We start from the raw sequence: 16540 nt of genomic DNA, 5'->3' as shown, positions 1-16540 counted from the left end.
GGTTTTTTGGTATTATTAACTATAGGGGTGATTATAAATGGAGTCATTATCTGCAAATATTCAATATATAAAAGGTGTAGGTCCTAAAAGGGCTTCTAAACTAAGAAGGTTAAATATAAATACTATAGAAGATTTAATATATTTTATACCTAGAGATTATGATGATAGAACGAAATTTAAGACATTGAGAGAATGTCAAATAGGAGAAAAAGTAAGTTTAGAAGTTGAGATAATAGGTAGAGCTAATATATTAAGACCCAGGAGGAATTTATCCATTATAAAAATCCCTGTTAAGGATAGTTCTTACAATGCAAATTTAATATGGTTTAACCAAGAATATCTAAAAGATAAATTTAGAATTGGTGAAACAATAATAGTAAATGGAAAAATTAATAAAGTTGGAATGGAAATTCAAATAATTAGTCCTGTTTTTGAAAAAACTAATGATAGGGATAAAGTAGGAAGAATAACTCCTATATATTCTCTAACTGAGGGATTAACTAATAATGAAATAATGAAGATTGTTGATTATTCTATTAATGAATATATAGATAAAATTATAGAATTTTTACCAAAAGATATAATGGATAAATATGAGTTAATTGGAATAAAAGATGCTATTAGAAATATTCACTTTCCTAAAAATAATATTTTATTAGAAAAGGCTAAGAAAAGACTTTCTTTTCAAGAATTGTTAATTCTGCAGATGGGACTTTTGATTATTAAAAATAAAAACTTTAGCAATAATAAGGGGATTAGATTTAACAAAACTAAAGAAATATATGATTTTATTGAAAAACTACCTTTTAAACTTACCAATTCACAAATTAATGTTTTTAAAGAAATTGAAGCAGATATGGAAAGAGATACTCAAATGAATAGATTGGTACAAGGAGATGTAGGCTCAGGTAAAACTGTAGTGGCAGTTCTTTCTATGCTTAAGGCCATATTATCTGGTTATCAGGCTGTAATGATGGCTCCTACAGAAATACTAGCTAGTCAGCATTTTGAGTCTTTAAGGAGTTTTTTTTCAGGACATAATATTACAATAGAATTATTAATTGGAAGTATTTCTCCAAAGGCAAAAGAAGAAATATTATTGGGTTTAAAAGAAGGAAATATAGACATACTAGTAGGAACTCATGCTATAATTCAGGATAATGTAGAATTTAAAAATCTAGGACTTGCTATTACAGACGAACAACATAGATTTGGTGTAAAACAGAGGGCTATTTTATCTCAAAAAGGAAATAATCCTGATATTATTGTAATGACTGCAACTCCTATTCCTAGAACCTTGGCTCTTATTTTATATGGAGATTTAGATATTTCTATTATTGATGAACTTCCGCCAGGCAGAAAGGAAATCGAAACATATGCTGTTGGACCTGAAATGATAGAAAGAGTTAATAAATTTATTAGTAAACAAATTTTAGAAGGGAGACAGGCATATATAGTATGCCCTTTAATAGAGGAAAATGAAAACTTAACATTAAATGCGGCGGAAGAGTTATATATAAATTTCAAAGATAATATATTTAAGGATTTTAAGCTTGGGCTATTACACGGTAAAATGAAACCTAAAGAAAAGGATTTAGTTATGGAAGAATTTAAGGAGCATAAAATTGATATATTAGTTTCAACTACAGTTATAGAAGTAGGTGTAAATGTACCAAATTCTAATATTATGGTTATTTATAATGCAGAAAGGTTTGGGTTAGCTCAATTACATCAATTAAGAGGAAGAGTAGGAAGAGGAGAGCATCAGTCTTATTGTATATTGATAAATGAAAGTAATAGTAAAATAGCTAGGGAGAGAATGAGAATATTACAAAATTCTACTGATGGGTTTAAGATTTCAGAAAAAGATTTGGAATTAAGAGGGCCAGGAGAATTTTTTGGAACTAGACAACATGGATTACCTGAGTTGAAGGTAGCTAATTTGTTTACAGATATGGAGATTTTAAAGCTGGCTCAAAAGGAAGGTATAAATATTATAAATCAAGACCCTAATTTATCAAAGGAAAAATATAGAGAATTAAAAAATCAGATACAAAAAATGTTCTCAAATTCTGAAGAATATTTAACTTTTAATTAATTTTTGTTTCAAAATCCTTAATATATGATAAAATAATTGTGTAAGTGAGGAGGTAAATACTTGAGAGTTATATCAGGTTCTAGAAAAGGACATAAATTAAAGGTGCCTAAAGGAATGAAAGTTAGACCAACTGAGGACAGAACCAAGGAAGCCTTATTTAATATATTAAATCATATAGATGAAAACAGCATTATATTAGATGCATTTGGAGGTTCTGGCTCTATAGGCATAGAATTTTTAAGTAGAGGAGCTAAAACCTGCTATTTTATAGATAATTCTATAGAGAGCATAAATATTATAAATGAAAATTTAGAGCATACAAGATTTTTAGAACAAGGTATTGTAATTAAATCGGATATTTTAGTAGCCATGAGAAAATTTAGTGCAAAAAAATTAGCATTTAATTATATCTATTTAGATCCTCCTTTTCGTCAAGAAGGATTAATTAATGAACTTCTAAAAGCCATAGATATAGGAGATATTTTGACTAAAGACGGTATTATAGTGGTTGAACATGAAAAGGAATTAGATTTAGAAGATAATTTATTTGGATTTATTAAATCGGATTTTAGAAGATATGGCAGTAAATCCTTATCGTTTTATAAGAGAAAGACTTAAGGAGGAAATTTTATGAGAGCAATATATCCAGGGAGCTTTGATCCAGTTACATATGGTCATTTAGATATTATAGAAAGAACTTCTAAAAAGGTGGAACATCTAATAGTAGCTGTATTAAATAACCCATCTAAGAAAAGTGTTTTTTCTTTAGAAGAAAGAATTGAATTATTAAAAGGGGTTACAAAAGAATTTCCTAATGTGGAAATAGATTTTTTTTCTGGACTTCTCACTGATTATGCAATAAAAAGAAATTGTACAACTATGATTAGGGGACTTAGAGCTGTTTCAGATTTTGAATATGAAATGCAGATGGCTTTAGTTAATAAAAAAATAAATACTGAAATTGAAACACTTTTTATGGTATCTAGTAGCAAATATGCATATTTAAGTTCAAGCATTGTTAAAGAAGTAGCTATGTTTGGTGGAAATATTTCTTGTTTTGTTCCCAAAGTTGTTGAACAAGCTTTAAAGAATAAATTTAAAGGAGGAATATAGTACATATGGAAGTTTTAAGATTAATTGATGAAATAGAGGATATTGTAGAAGCAGGGACAAGTTTACCATTCTCAGGGAAAGTTATGATAGACAAATTTGAAGTTTTAGAAATATTAAAAGAAATTAGAATTAAATTACCAGATGAAATCAAGCAAGCGGCTTGGATTAAAGACGAAAGACAGAGGATTTTAGCAGAAGCTCAGAAAGATGCAGATACAGTTTTAAAAGAGGCTGAATATAGATTAGAAGAATTAGTTGATCAAGAGGAAATTACTAAAAAGGCAAATGCTAGGGCAGAAGAAATAATTAATAAAGCTCAGTCCAATGCTAAGGAAATTAGAATTGGTGCCATGGAATATGCTGATAGCTTATTAGAGGAAACCCAAGAAAACTTGAAAGAATTAATTCAATTATTAAATGAAAATAGAAAAGAACTTAGAGGCTCAAATTGAGCCTTTTAAATATTTCATATATAATAGAAACTAATATTGATAGAAAAAAAACATATATACTCAAAGTTAAAGCAAGTCTAGTAGAGCTAGTTAATAGGAAAACCCAATTAGAAAAGCTGTATTGAATATTAAAAGGTATTGAATTATAAAAGGTTGTTTGTACATAGTCTTGATACTTTAGTAAATATATTATATATCCAAAGATAGAAGATAATATTCCATGAAAAAATTTTGATATAATATATAATTTGCTATTTAAGTCTGTGCTATTAATAAAACTAAGGGCTTGACTATGAACTGAAAGTCCACCCCATCCAATTAAAAAGTTAATTACTAGTATTTTATTAATAAAACTTATATTTGAAAGAGAAATGTTTTTACAACCTATAGTCATTTCAAAAAATCCTATAATGGTACCCTTAATTAGCTGTGAATCTAAATTTAATAAGTTGCTTATATAATATAGAATTGTATTGAAAAACTTCATACTAAACAATACTTCAACTAATACGGAGTAGAATATTATTAAACCTCCTATTAGTATTATAGTATCCATACTTTCTTTAACAGATTTTGCTATTAAAGAACCTATGGATTTTTTTGTTTTTGACCATGTAATATAGGAGTCTTGTATTTCTTGAAATATATTTCTTTTTTGTCTTTTGATTAATGGAGTATTACTTGAATTATAAAATCTAAAAAACAATCCCAATACTAATACAGATAAGTAATGGGGAATAATAATTAATGGTGAAATTTTAGAGTCGTTTAACATTCCTATACTGACTGCACCTAACATAAAAAGAGGTCCAGATGTACTTGTAAAGCATATTAGTCTATTACCTTCATTCTTTGTTATTAATTTTTCTTCTCTTAATCTAGATGTTATCTTAGTACCAACGGGGTAACCAGATAATAAAGACATAGTTAGAGGAAATGCACCTTCACCTGGTATGTTAAACAATGGTTTCATTAATGGTTCCAATAGTTTTCCTATGAAATCAACAAATCCCAACCCTATAAGGATCTCAGATATAATAAAAAAAGGTAGTAGAGAAGGAAGTATTATATTAAACCATGTATTTATACCAGCAATAGCACTGTTTAGAGAAAGTTTAGGATTAGCTATTATTCCTGTTAATGCCATAATAATTATTACTAAAAATATTAAATTCATATTAAATTTTTTATTCTTTTTTTTCTTTATCATATTTGCACCCCCTATAAACAATTTTATGAATTATAGGAGGACAATATGATGTATTATTTAATATAAGGAGAATTATAATAATCCATATTTGCCAAAGCATTGGATGAATTTAATCCAAGAAAGAATATATCTGTAGCTCTTTTATCAAATATAAGAATTTTTTCTAAGGCTTCAGATTTAAAATGTTTATAATCAGCAAATTTTGTTATAATAGGTAAAGAAGAGTTTTCCTTGATTTTATTTAATAAAATTAAACCTTTTTTATTAGAACCTAAGACTCTAATATATGAAGGGTAACAATTATAAAGTTCTTTGAAAGTGTTTTTATCAAGTTGATTTAATAGATGAATAAATAGTCTTTGTATGCGTGTTCTTGGATATCTTTTTGTTATAATGTTATCTATTATTTTTTTAATATTATTATTTTTAGAGCCTTGAGCAATCATCCTATTTTCAAGACCATTTTCAATATCTATTAAAGATTGTAACTTGTTTTTCTCTATTGTTCGAATTAAATACAAAAAAATTTGATTATAATTTTCTATATAGTTAAAGTCCTTATATTTATTAAGATATTCTTCTAGACAATAATATGTTTCAATAGGAACTAAATCTTTAATATGATTTAAGTCTTTATTTTTAATTAAATTCCTTATTGCCGTTGCACTAGCAAAACCATTGGATAAATGTAAATCATTGTAATGGCTGCCAGAACGCTTTATGGCAATAGGGGTTATTTTAGATTTAATTTTATTTAATGCTTTTAAATACTCTATTCCTAATATATTATTAGATTGAGCAAGTATTTTTTCATAGTCATATTGATTATTTGGCAAAATAATATTAATATATTCTCTAATTGCGTTGCTTCGTGATATGGAATAGGATAGTCCCAAAGACAAATAATATTTTAATTTTTCTTTGTAGAAATTAGGTTCTTCTGATAGTATAGATGATATTCTTTCTAAGGGTTCTAATTCTCCTATTTCAGTCCCAAATGCTAGGAAGTCTACAATGTTTAGACTATCCATTAACTTTACTCCTCCATAAGCAAATAATTCTGCAGATTGGGATGCAAATATAAAGGGTAGTTCTAATACTAAATCTACACCATTATCTATTGCCATTTTAGCCTTTGACCACTTATCTATAAAAGATGGTTCACCTCTCTGTAAAAATGAACCACTCATTATAGCAATAGAATAATCTCCCTTAGATTTTTTCATAGATTGCTCTAAATGATATTTATGTCCATAATGAAATGGATTATATTCAGTAATAAACCCAACAACTGTCATAGTAACCTCCAAAATATATTTTCTTTAATTATATCATGTTGATTTTTTAACACAAATGTAATATTATGAATTATAGACAAAAGAACAATTAATTAATTAGGAGGAATAAAATATGAAAATTCTTGTAATTAACTGTGGAAGTTCTTCTCTAAAATATCAGTTAATAGATATGAATGGAGAAGAAGTTCTGTGTAAAGGACTTGTAGAGAGAATAGGAATCGAAGGTTCTAAAATAAAACATGATACTACAGGTAAAGAGAGAGTAATAATTGAAGAGCCTATGGCTAATCATAAAGTTGCATTAGGTCTAGTTCTTAATGCTTTAATTGATGAAAATCATGGAGCAATAAAGTCCATGGATGAAATTGGAGCAGTAGGACATAGAGTTGTACATGGTGGAGAAACATTTGCTTCATCTGTTATAATAGATGATGAGGTTATGAAAGTTCTTGATGAATGTATAGAGTTGGCACCTTTACATAATCCGCCAAACATTACTGGAATAGAAGCTTGTAAAGAATTAATGCCAAATACACCAATGGTTGCAGTATTTGACACTGCTTTCCACCAAACAATGGAAGCTGATAATTATATTTATCCTATACCTTATGAGTATTATGAAAAATATAAAATTAGAAGATACGGATTCCATGGTACTTCCCATAAATACGTATCTTTAAGAGCAGCTGAAATATTAGGTAAGGATATTAAAGACTTAAATATTGTTACTTGTCACCTAGGAAATGGTTCTAGTGTATGTGCAGTACAAGGTGGAAAATCTGTGGATACAAGTATGGGCTTTACTCCATTAGAGGGATTAGCAATGGGAACTAGATCAGGAGATATAGATCCAGCTATAATTCCATTTATTATGGATAAGGAAAATATGAGCTTTGAAGAAGTAAATAATATGTTAAATAAACAATCAGGTGTATTAGGTATTTCAGGAATAAGTAGTGATTTTAGAGATTTAGAAATAGCAGCGAATGAAGGTAACGAAAGAGCAAAGCTTGCTTTAGATGTTTTTGTTAACAGAGTTAAAAAATATGTAGGAGCTTATGTTGCTACTATGTGTAGAGTAGATGCTTTAGTATTTACAGCAGGTATTGGTGAAAACTCAGGTTCTATTAGAGAAAAGGTTTGTGAAGGATTAGAATGTTTAGGAATCAATATTGATACAGAGTTAAATAATGTAAGAGGCGAAGAAGCTAAACTTAATAAAGATTCAAATTCAGTTAATATACTTGTTATTCCTACAAATGAAGAATTAATGATAGCTAGAGATACATTAGAATTAGTGTCTAAATAATATTATTCTTGACAAATTGATGCCTCCTTTATATAATTATCTTTGTTAGTCTAAGAGGTGAAAAATATGATAATTGACTTATCAAGTTTTCTTGATGGAAGTAATGAATCTTTACATTTTGAAGGGGAACTAAAAATAGATAGTTTGGATTTAAGTGGAAGAGACATTAAAATAGTTGAGCCTGTAAGATATGAAGGTGAGATATTTAAAGTAGATGGGGAGAAGACAGTAGATATTAGAATATTTTATACCTATATAGAAAACTGTCATAGATGCTTGAAATCTACTACTAATAAAGTAAAAACTATTTTATCTGGAAAACTTGTAAAGGGTAAGGAAGAAATTAATAAGGAAGATGAAGGTTATGATGAATTGTTCTACTATGAGGATGGTAATTTAGATATTAGAGAGCATATTTTAAGCCAGGTAATTCTTTCTTTACCTATGAAATCCTTATGTAGCGATGATTGCAAAGGGTTATGTCTTACATGTGGAGTAGATTTAAATAATACAAAATGCAATTGTATTCAAGAAAATATTGATCCAAGATTTGAAAAACTAAAGAATTTTTTTCCGAAGAATTAAGGAGGTGTTTTAAATGGCTGTACCAAAACGAAAAACTTCTAAAGCTAGAAGAGATAAGAGAAGAGCTTCTTCTTACAGACTAAACAAAGCTACAGTTGTTGAGTGTCCACAATGTCATGAGCCAAAACAACCACATAGAGTTTGTAGATCATGTGGATATTACAAAAACAGGGAAGTTATTGCAGTAGAATAATAAAAAAAGATAGTGATACTCACTATCTTTTTTTAATTTAATATTGCATTTTATTTTAGTCTAATATATATTAAATATCAGTAGTCTTAAAATACACGGCATTGGAGGGTAATTATGAAGATTATTATTGATGCTATGGGTGGAGATAAAGGACCTATTGAAATGGTTAAAGGAACTATTGATGCCGTAAATGAATATGGTGTTAATGTTATATTGGTGGGAAAAGAGGACATAATACAAAATGAATTAAAAAAATATAGCTATCCGAAGGATAAGGTTGAAATCTTAGTTGCTAATGATATAATAACCAATGAGGATGATCCAGCTATGGCAATTAGAAGAAAGAAAGATTCCTCTATGGTAGTTGGTGCCAAAGCTTTATCAGATGGCATAGGTGATGGATTTATATCAGCTGGCAGTACAGGGGCTTTATTAGCATCTGGAATTTTTATTGTTAAAAGGATAGAGGGGATAGATAGAGCAGCATTAACAGTTATATACCCTACTATAAAGGGCTTTTCATTACTTTTAGATGCAGGTGCTAATGTGGATTGTAAGCCTGAGTATTTATATCAATTTGCTTTAATGGCTTCTGTTTATATGGAAAAAGCTATGGGTGTCAAATCTCCCACTATAGGACTTATAAATATAGGTTCAGAGGAAGGAAAGGGAAATTTACTATCTAAGGAAACCTATGAAATACTTAAAAAATCCCAGTTAAATTTTAAAGGTAATATAGAGGCTAGAGAATTACCTAGTGGTACAGTAGATATTATTGTATCTGATGGATTCGTTGGCAATGTAGCTTTGAAATTAACAGAGGGGATGGCAATTTCTATTTTTTCAATATTAAAGGAAGAATTCATAAAAAATTCTAGGACTAAGGTTGGTGCAGCCTTACTTAAACCTGAGTTGAGAAATATAAAGGCTATGATGGATTATAGAGAGCAGGGCGGTGCACCTTTATTAGGAATAAGAAAACCTATGGTAAAGGCACATGGTAGCTCTGATGCTTTTGCTATAAAAAATGCAATAAACCAATTAATAAAATTCATAGAAAAAGATGTAATAAAAATAATTGAAGATAATATGCATGTACTAGATAATAAATAATTAATTTTTGGAGGAGATAATGATGATTTATAAAAAAATAAAAACAATAATTGCAACACAATTTAACATTGATGAGGATGAAATCACTAAGGATACTTCCTTTAAGGATACTCTAAATGCGGATTCCTTAGATTTAGTGGAACTAATAATGGCATTAGAAGATGAATTTGGACTTGAAATGGAAGATGAAGACATGGATAGTATAAAAACTGTTGGAGATGCTGTTGAATATATTACAAATGCATTAGAAGAATAACAGGTAGGGCATAAATGCCCTAGTTGTTATTGATGGAGGTATTATTATGAAAGGAAAGACTAAAGAATTTAAGTGGCTAGAACCTTTAGAAGAAAATTTAAATTACAAATTCAAAGATATAAAATTATTGAAAACCGCATTAACTCATAGCTCTTATGCAAATGAAAACAAAATGAAAATTACTGATAATAATGAAAGGCTTGAGTTTTTAGGTGATACTATTCTAAGCTTAATAGTAAGTCAATATTTATATAAAAAGTATCCATATTATCCTGAAGGAGAATTAACTAAAATTAGAGCAAAGGTAGTCTGTGAATCTTCCTTGGCCTTTGCCGCCAGAAAAATTAATTTAGGTGATTATCTATTATTAGGAAAAGGTGAGGAAGCTACTGGAGGGAGAGATAGGGATTCTATTTTAGCTGATGCCATTGAAGCTTTAGTGGGTGCTCTTTATATGGATAGTGACTTTCAAGTTGTAAATAAACTATTACTTGAGAACTTTGAGGCAGATATAGTATATGCTGTAGCTAAAGGGGCTTTATTTATTGATTATAAAACGGAATTGCAAGAAAGTCTTCAAAAAATAACTAGAGCTAAAATAGAGTATAGAGTCATAAAGGAAGAAGGACCAGATCATAATAAAATATTTTATATGGATGTAATGATTGATGATAAAATCGTTGGAACAGGTACGGGACGAAATAAAAAAGAAGCAGAACAAATGGCTGCCAAAGAGGCTTTGCTTATAATGGATGAGCATCATGAGTAGACATTATATAATTCCAATATTTGTTCCTCATTATGGCTGTCCTCACGATTGCGTTTTTTGTAATCAGAAGAAAATTACTGGATTATCTACCAATGTAACATCAATTGATGTAAAAAATATTATTGAAGAGCATCTAATGACTTTTAAATCAGATTCTACTATAGAAGTTGCATTTTATGGCGGAAGTTTTACTGCAATAGATATAAATATTCAGAAAGAACTTTTAGCTATTCCTCATGAGTATAAGATAAGTGGAAGAATAGATGGTATTAGGTTATCAACTAGACCTGATTCTATAGATGAAAATATATTAAAAAATCTAAAAGATTATTCAGTAGATACTATTGAATTAGGAGTACAATCTTTAGATGATTTTGTTTTATATAAAAGTGGCAGAGGTCATACATCAGAGGATGTATATAAGGCTGCAGAGCTAATAAAGGAATTTGGATTTAATCTTGGGTTACAAATGATGATAGGTCTTCCAGGAGATACTGGGGAGAAAGCAATAGATACATGTAAAAAATTTATTCGGTTATCTCCATATTGTGTAAGAATATATCCAACTTTGGTAATAAAAGATACTTATTTAGAAAAACAGTTTTTAACTGGTGATTATTTTCCAATAACATTTGAGGAATCGATAGCTTTATGTTCTATACTTCTTATGTTATATAGTATAAATAATATTGATGTTATTAGAATTGGGTTACAACCTACTGAGAATATACAATTAGGTAAAGATGTAGTTGCAGGACCTTTTCATCCGGCATTTAGACAGATTGTAGAGTCAAATATATTTAGACTGTTGCTGGAATATTATTTTAATATAAATAATATGGATACTAATAATAAGAATTTAATTATAGATTCAAATAGCAAAAATATATCTCCTATTTCTGGTCAGAAGTCAAGTAATATTAAATATTTTATTGATAGATATGGATTTAATAGGATAAAAATATATACAAAAGAAATAGATATAAATCATATAGGCATTACAATTGATGAATTTTATGATAAAATAAATATGAAATTATTAATGATATCCTATTTAAAGGATAATTCAATTATTTAGATTAATAAAAGGTTTCCTTATGATTGGAAACCTTTAATTATAAGAAGAGGTGTTTTACTTGCGATTGAAGAAAGTGGAAATACAAGGGTTTAAATCTTTTGCTGATAAGACAGAAATTGAAATTAAAGATGGTATTATAGCCATTGTAGGTCCAAATGGCAGTGGTAAAAGCAATATTTCTGATGCCATAAGATGGGTTTTAGGAGAACAAAGTGTAAAAAATCTTAGGGGCAGCAAGATGGAAGATGTAATATTTGCTGGAACCAGTAAGAGAAAGGCATTAGGTTACTCTGAAGTTACAATTACATTTGATAATAAGAATGGTGAGATACCACTTGATTATACTGAAGTAGCAGTTACAAGAAGAATGTTTAGATCTGGGGAATCAGAATATTATATAAATAAAAACTCTTGTAGATTGAAGGATGTTAGAGAACTATTTATGGATACAGGAGTAGGCAAAGATGGTTATTCAATTATTGGACAAGGTCGTATAGAGGAAATATTGAGTAATAGACCTGAAGATAGAAGAAGTATTTTTGAAGAAGCTGCAGGAATAGTAAAATATAAATCAAAAAAAGAAGAAGCTGAAAGAAAACTAGAAAAAACAGAAGCCAATATAATAAGGATTAAGGATTTAATATTTGAATTATCTAATCAATTAGAAACCTTAGAAGCTCAAGCTTATAAAGCCAATTGTTTTACTGAATTATATAATCGATTAAAAGAATTGGAAGTTAATATATTTATAAAAGATATAAAGAAAATCAATATTCAAATAGAAGAGATAAATACAAAAAACTCTATTTTAAAAGATGAATTTCTTAAAAAAACAGATAAAAGGCAGTTAATTGAAGATAAATTTAATTTGCTTAAAGAAAGTATAGATACTTTAGAATCAAAAATTGAAATATGTAGAAATAAGAATTTAGAAATAGTAAATGAATTAGATAAAAATCAAAATCAACTTTCCATAATTGGTGAAAAAAATAAATTTTATAATAAGGATTTAGAAAGATTAAAAGAAGAAAAAAACAATTTAAATTCAAGATTAAAAGATATTCAAATAGCTAATATTAATTTAGCAAAAGATAAGGAAATATATCAAGAAGAATACAACAAATTGTTAGAGGAATATAATGAAAAAACATTGGAATTAACAAAAGAACTTGAAGTATTAGAAGAGAGAGAAAGATATATTGAAGACGAAAAAAATAATATAATTAAAATTTATAATAAATCATCAGATAAAAGGTCAGAGTTAAATAGCATTATTTCTTTTAATGAAAATATTGAAAAGAGAATATCTCAGTTAAATAAAGAAATAGGTACTATGGATATTGAAAAGAAAATAAATAAAGATAAGTATGATGAATTATTTAATGTAGAAAATCAATTAAAACAAAGATTATTGGATTTAGAAAACAAACTAGAGAAAACAAAGAAAATGGAATCTGATAATATGAATGCCTTGGATATAATTAATAAAAAAATAAATACTAGCAATATGGAAATTCAATCTAAATTATCTAGTTTTAGAATACTTAAAAATATGGAAGAAGATTATGAAGGATATTATAAAGGAGTCAAGTCTTTATTAAAAGCAGCTAAAGGAGAAGTGAAACTACAAGAAGGGCTTATGGGCGTAGTAGCAGAGCTTATAAATGTAGATGAAAAATTTGAAAGGGCTATTGATATTAGTTTAGGTTCTAATTCCCAAAATATAGTTACTAGAACAGAGGAAGATGCTAAAAATATAATAGAATATTTAAAACGTAATAAGCTTGGAAGAGTAACGTTTTTACCACTTAATGTTATAAAAGGCAATACATTAAACATAAATCTTCAAGATAGAAAAGAGTTTAAAATTCATGGTCTAGGGTTTGAGTTAATTGAATTTAATAAGAAATATGAAAATATTTTTAAATTTTTACTTGGAAGAACTATAGTAATTGAGAATATTGATTATGGTATTAAGTTTGCAACCAAATATAATCATGCCTATAGAATTGTTACTTTAGAAGGAGAAGTATTAAACCCAGGTGGTTCTATGACTGGAGGAAGTTATAATACCAGTGGTATAAGTATAATCAGCAGAAAAAGTAAAATAGAGAGATTGACAGAAGATATAAAGAAATTAAATGAAATATATGAAAGATTAGAAGAAGAGAGAAATATACTTTTAGATGATCAAAAAGATATTAGAGTAAGGATGGTTGAATTAGAGAAAACAATTAAGGATACGGAATATTCAATAATAAATACAAATAACCAGAAAGAAAAATATATGAATGAAGCAACTAGGTTAGAAGAATTAATAAAAAAATCAAAGAAAGAAATAAGTAGCTTAGATATTGAAATAAATAACTATGAAGATAAAAAGAAAGAATTGATAGAGATATTATCAAAATTAGATGAAGATAGTATAAATCAGAAAGAAAAAATTAAAAATCTAACATCTAAATATAATGAAGAAAAATTAATTAGAGAAAATAAAGTAAAAATTCTTACGGATATAAAAATAAATCTTAATTCAATTGATAGTAAGATAAATAATTTTCATGAAAATCTAGCTAAAAATCAAATGGAGATTGAAGAAATTAATAATTTGCTTAAGGAAAAAGATGAATTAATACTATTCAATGAAAATAAGATAGAAGAAATAATAAATACTAAAGCTATTTTAGATGAGGAAATAAAAGCTTTAAATATTACGGAAAGCGATACCAAAAATCAATTAGATAAGTTAATATCTGATAAAAATAAATTTATGGAAAGCTTTTATTCTGAACAAGAACAATTAAAAGAAATTAATAAATTAATTATGGATATTGAAAGAGATATAAATTCTAATGAGGTTAAGTTAGCTAGAGTTTCTGTTCAACTTGAAAATTATCATAAAAAGTTAGCTGATGATTATGAATTAAGTTACGAGGATGCGCTAAAATATGAAATAGAAATAAAAAATATTCAAGAAGCAATAGTTGAAGCGAGAAAGTTAAAAGTGGAGATAAAGGAACTAGGTACAGTTAATTTAAGCTCTATAGAGGAACATAAGAATTTAAAAGAAAGATTAGATTTTATTTTAAAACAACAAAAAGATTTAATAAATGCAAAAGAGAACCTAAAAGAAGTTATTAAGGATATAGAGGACACAATGGAAAGTCAATTTCTTTTAAATTTTAAAAATATAAATGATAATTTTAAGGAAATCTTTAAGATTCTATTTGATGGAGGACAAGCAGAGTTAGTCATAGAGAATAATGAGGATATTTTAAATTCTGGAATTGAAATTAAAGCTCAGCCACCAGGAAAGAAACTTCAAAGTTTGACCTTGTTATCAGGTGGTGAAAAGTCACTAACAGCTGTAGCTCTATTATTTGCAATATTAAAATTGAAACCATCACCATTTTGTATATTAGATGAAATTGATGCAGCTCTTGATGAAGCCAATATTAGTAGATATACTAACTATTTAAAAACAATATCTGATAATACTCAGTTTGTTCTTATTACCCATAGAAAAACAACTATGGAAATAGCAGATGTTTTATATGGGGTTTCAATGGAGGAGGAAGGAATATCTAAGCTAATATCGGTTAAATTAAAAGATAATATTGATGAAATAGCAAGTTAGGAGGAAAGAAATGTTAAAATGGTTTAAAAAATTCGGTAAAAAAAATGAAAAAGAAGTTCAAGAAGAAAAGATTATAGAAAATAAGGAAGAATTAACTGAAAATCAAATTGAGAAATTAATTGAAGATGAAGTCGAAGAACAAATAGTTGAGTTGGAAAAAGAAGATCAAGTAGAAGAAGTTCAAGAAAAGGTAGAGGAAACTCAAGAAGAATTAGATAATCTAGAAACTGAGTTAATGGAAGAAGAGTTAGAGACTGAAGAAACTGAAGAAGTTGAAAAAGAAGTAGAAGAATTATCTTTAAATAAGGGAATAGAGAAAAATGAAGGCGCCTTAGTTGAAGAAACAAAGATAGAAGAAGAGAGAACTAAAAAGAAACCTAACTTCTTCGAGAAACTTATGGGGGGATTAACTAAGACTAGAAACGATATTTCTAATAAAATTGATGGAATTTTAAAATCATATAAGAAAATAGATGAGGAGCTTTTTGATGATCTAGAAGAAGTATTAGTTACTGCTGATGTAGGGGTAAATACTACTATGAAGTTAATAGATAGATTGAGAGATAGGGTTAAAGAAGAAAAAGTATCAGAACCAGAAAAGGTAAAGGAACTTCTTAAGGATGAAATCAAAAAACTTATGCTAGAGTCTGTATCAGATAATGAGTTGAAGGTAGAGCCTTCTCCTGCATTGATATTAGTAGTAGGTGTAAATGGAGTTGGTAAGACTACTACAATAGGAAAATTATCTAATAATTTTAAAAATCAAGGAAAAAAGATTTTAATAGCTGCTGGTGATACTTTTAGAGCTGCTGCTATTGAGCAATTAGAAGAATGGGGTAATAGAGCAGGAGTTGAAGTTATATCTCATATTGAAGGTGCAGATCCTGCAGCAGTTATTTATGATGGTATACATGCAGCTAAGGCTAGAAAAACAGATATATTAATATGTGATACTGCTGGTAGGCTTCATAATAAATCTAATTTGATGAATGAATTAAATAAAATATTTAGAATTGTAGAAAGAGAATATGGTGATGCTACTAAGGAGGTATTATTAGTATTAGATGCTACTACAGGTCAAAATGCTATAAATCAGGCAAAGGTATTTAAAGAAGTTGCCAATATAACTGGAGTAGCCCTTACTAAACTAGATGGAACAGCAAAAGGTGGAGTTGTTATAGCTTTGCAAGCTGAGTTGGGATTGCCTGTAAAATTAGTTGGAGTAGGAGAGGGCATCAATGATCTTCAACCTTTTAATCCAGATGATTTTATAGATGCAATTATACAGTAATATAATATAAAAAAAGTTGTTTAAGTTGGATATAATTTATCCAACTTTTTTTGTTATGCAATAAATAATCGTACAAAAACTTATATCATATAAATTTCAAAAAGAAATTGATATTTTGAGAATTTTATGTTAATATAT

General features: G+C 27.9%; 15 protein-coding genes. 13 read left to right on the top strand and 2 right to left on the bottom strand.

Annotated features, from left to right (window positions below; genetic code table 11):
• Positions 1–37: 37 nt before the first annotated feature.
• From recG to BUB33_RS02130, 4 genes are read left to right on the top strand one after another with little or no spacing between them, the layout of a single operon-like run.
• Positions 38–2098, top strand: coding sequence for an ATP-dependent DNA helicase RecG (gene recG, locus BUB33_RS02145; protein ID WP_072972572.1), 2061 nt, complete (start codon positions 38–40; stop codon positions 2096–2098).
• 60 nt (positions 2099–2158) lie between these two features.
• Entirely contained in the window at positions 2159–2716 is a 558-nt protein-coding gene (gene rsmD, locus BUB33_RS02140) for a 16S rRNA (guanine(966)-N(2))-methyltransferase RsmD (RefSeq protein ID WP_072972569.1), read from the top strand.
• 12 nt (positions 2717–2728) lie between these two features.
• A complete protein-coding gene (gene coaD, locus BUB33_RS02135) occupies positions 2729–3211 on the top strand; it encodes a pantetheine-phosphate adenylyltransferase (RefSeq protein ID WP_072972567.1) in 483 nt (160 codons plus the stop codon).
• A gap of 5 nt (positions 3212–3216) precedes the next feature.
• Positions 3217–3663, top strand: coding sequence for an ATPase (locus BUB33_RS02130; protein WP_072972565.1), 447 nt, complete (start codon positions 3217–3219; stop codon positions 3661–3663).
• Here BUB33_RS02130 and ylbJ read toward each other — a convergent pair.
• Complete coding sequence (gene ylbJ, locus BUB33_RS02125; RefSeq protein ID WP_072972562.1) at positions 3647–4873, bottom strand: sporulation integral membrane protein YlbJ; 1227 nt, start codon at positions 4871–4873, stop codon at positions 3647–3649. The genes BUB33_RS02130 and ylbJ overlap by 17 nt on opposite strands.
• A gap of 53 nt (positions 4874–4926) precedes the next feature.
• A complete protein-coding gene (locus BUB33_RS02120) occupies positions 4927–6171 on the bottom strand; it encodes a nucleotidyltransferase (RefSeq protein WP_072972559.1) in 1245 nt (414 codons plus the stop codon).
• Positions 6172–6283: 112 nt separating this feature from the next.
• Between BUB33_RS02120 and BUB33_RS02115 the strand changes: the two genes are divergently transcribed.
• From BUB33_RS02115 to ftsY, 9 genes are all read left to right on the top strand, one after another.
• A complete protein-coding gene (locus BUB33_RS02115; RefSeq protein ID WP_072972556.1) occupies positions 6284–7480 on the top strand; it encodes an acetate/propionate family kinase in 1197 nt (398 codons plus the stop codon).
• A 66-nt stretch (positions 7481–7546) separates the two neighbouring features.
• On the top strand, positions 7547–8065 hold the full coding sequence (locus BUB33_RS02110; RefSeq protein ID WP_072972554.1) for a YceD family protein: 519 nt from the start codon (positions 7547–7549) through the stop codon (positions 8063–8065).
• A 13-nt stretch (positions 8066–8078) separates the two neighbouring features.
• Positions 8079–8258: a 50S ribosomal protein L32 gene (rpmF, locus tag BUB33_RS02105; protein WP_072972552.1), complete on the top strand. Its 180-nt coding sequence runs from the start codon at positions 8079–8081 to the stop codon at positions 8256–8258.
• A 114-nt stretch (positions 8259–8372) separates the two neighbouring features.
• Positions 8373–9371 carry a phosphate acyltransferase PlsX gene (gene plsX / locus BUB33_RS02100; protein WP_072972550.1) on the top strand — a complete coding sequence of 333 codons (999 nt, stop codon included), beginning with the start codon at positions 8373–8375 and terminating at the stop codon, positions 9369–9371.
• Between the two features lie 22 nt (positions 9372–9393).
• Entirely contained in the window at positions 9394–9627 is a 234-nt protein-coding gene (acpP, locus tag BUB33_RS02095) for an acyl carrier protein (RefSeq protein ID WP_072972548.1), read from the top strand.
• A 46-nt stretch (positions 9628–9673) separates the two neighbouring features.
• A complete protein-coding gene (gene rnc / locus BUB33_RS02090; RefSeq protein ID WP_072972544.1) occupies positions 9674–10396 on the top strand; it encodes a ribonuclease III in 723 nt (240 codons plus the stop codon).
• On the top strand, positions 10389–11474 hold the full coding sequence (locus BUB33_RS02085; RefSeq protein ID WP_072972541.1) for an elongator complex protein 3: 1086 nt from the start codon (positions 10389–10391) through the stop codon (positions 11472–11474). Before rnc ends, BUB33_RS02085 begins: the two co-directional genes overlap by 8 nt.
• Before the next feature lie 64 nt (positions 11475–11538).
• Entirely contained in the window at positions 11539–15111 is a 3573-nt protein-coding gene (gene smc / locus BUB33_RS02080) for a chromosome segregation protein SMC (RefSeq protein WP_159429149.1), read from the top strand.
• Between the two features lie 10 nt (positions 15112–15121).
• Positions 15122–16402 carry a signal recognition particle-docking protein FtsY gene (ftsY, locus tag BUB33_RS02075; protein ID WP_072972532.1) on the top strand — a complete coding sequence of 427 codons (1281 nt, stop codon included), beginning with the start codon at positions 15122–15124 and terminating at the stop codon, positions 16400–16402.
• Positions 16403–16540: the final 138 nt, after the last annotated feature.

Origin of the sequence: Tissierella praeacuta DSM 18095 (genome assembly GCF_900128955.1) — a bacterium.
In the GTDB taxonomy this organism is placed as follows: Bacteria; Bacillota; Clostridia; order Tissierellales; family Tissierellaceae; genus Tissierella; species Tissierella praeacuta.
This window is presented reverse-complemented; position numbering and strand designations above follow the sequence as displayed.

Coding starts and splice junctions, on each gene's coding strand:
- recG (WP_072972572.1), top strand. CDS start 38: ATGGAGTCATTATCTGCAAATATTCAATATATAAAAGGTGTAGGTCCT.
- coaD (WP_072972567.1), top strand. CDS start 2,729: ATGAGAGCAATATATCCAGGGAGCTTTGATCCAGTTACATATGGTCAT.
- BUB33_RS02130 (WP_072972565.1), top strand. CDS start 3,217: ATGGAAGTTTTAAGATTAATTGATGAAATAGAGGATATTGTAGAAGCA.
- ylbJ (WP_072972562.1), bottom strand. CDS start 4,873: ATGATAAAGAAAAAAAAGAATAAAAAATTTAATATGAATTTAATATTT.
- BUB33_RS02120 (WP_072972559.1), bottom strand. CDS start 6,171: ATGACAGTTGTTGGGTTTATTACTGAATATAATCCATTTCATTATGGA.
- BUB33_RS02115 (WP_072972556.1), top strand. CDS start 6,284: ATGAAAATTCTTGTAATTAACTGTGGAAGTTCTTCTCTAAAATATCAG.
- BUB33_RS02110 (WP_072972554.1), top strand. CDS start 7,547: ATGATAATTGACTTATCAAGTTTTCTTGATGGAAGTAATGAATCTTTA.
- rpmF (WP_072972552.1), top strand. CDS start 8,079: ATGGCTGTACCAAAACGAAAAACTTCTAAAGCTAGAAGAGATAAGAGA.
- plsX (WP_072972550.1), top strand. CDS start 8,373: ATGAAGATTATTATTGATGCTATGGGTGGAGATAAAGGACCTATTGAA.
- acpP (WP_072972548.1), top strand. CDS start 9,394: ATGATTTATAAAAAAATAAAAACAATAATTGCAACACAATTTAACATT.
- rnc (WP_072972544.1), top strand. CDS start 9,674: ATGAAAGGAAAGACTAAAGAATTTAAGTGGCTAGAACCTTTAGAAGAA.
- BUB33_RS02085 (WP_072972541.1), top strand. CDS start 10,389: ATGAGTAGACATTATATAATTCCAATATTTGTTCCTCATTATGGCTGT.
- ftsY (WP_072972532.1), top strand. CDS start 15,122: ATGTTAAAATGGTTTAAAAAATTCGGTAAAAAAAATGAAAAAGAAGTT.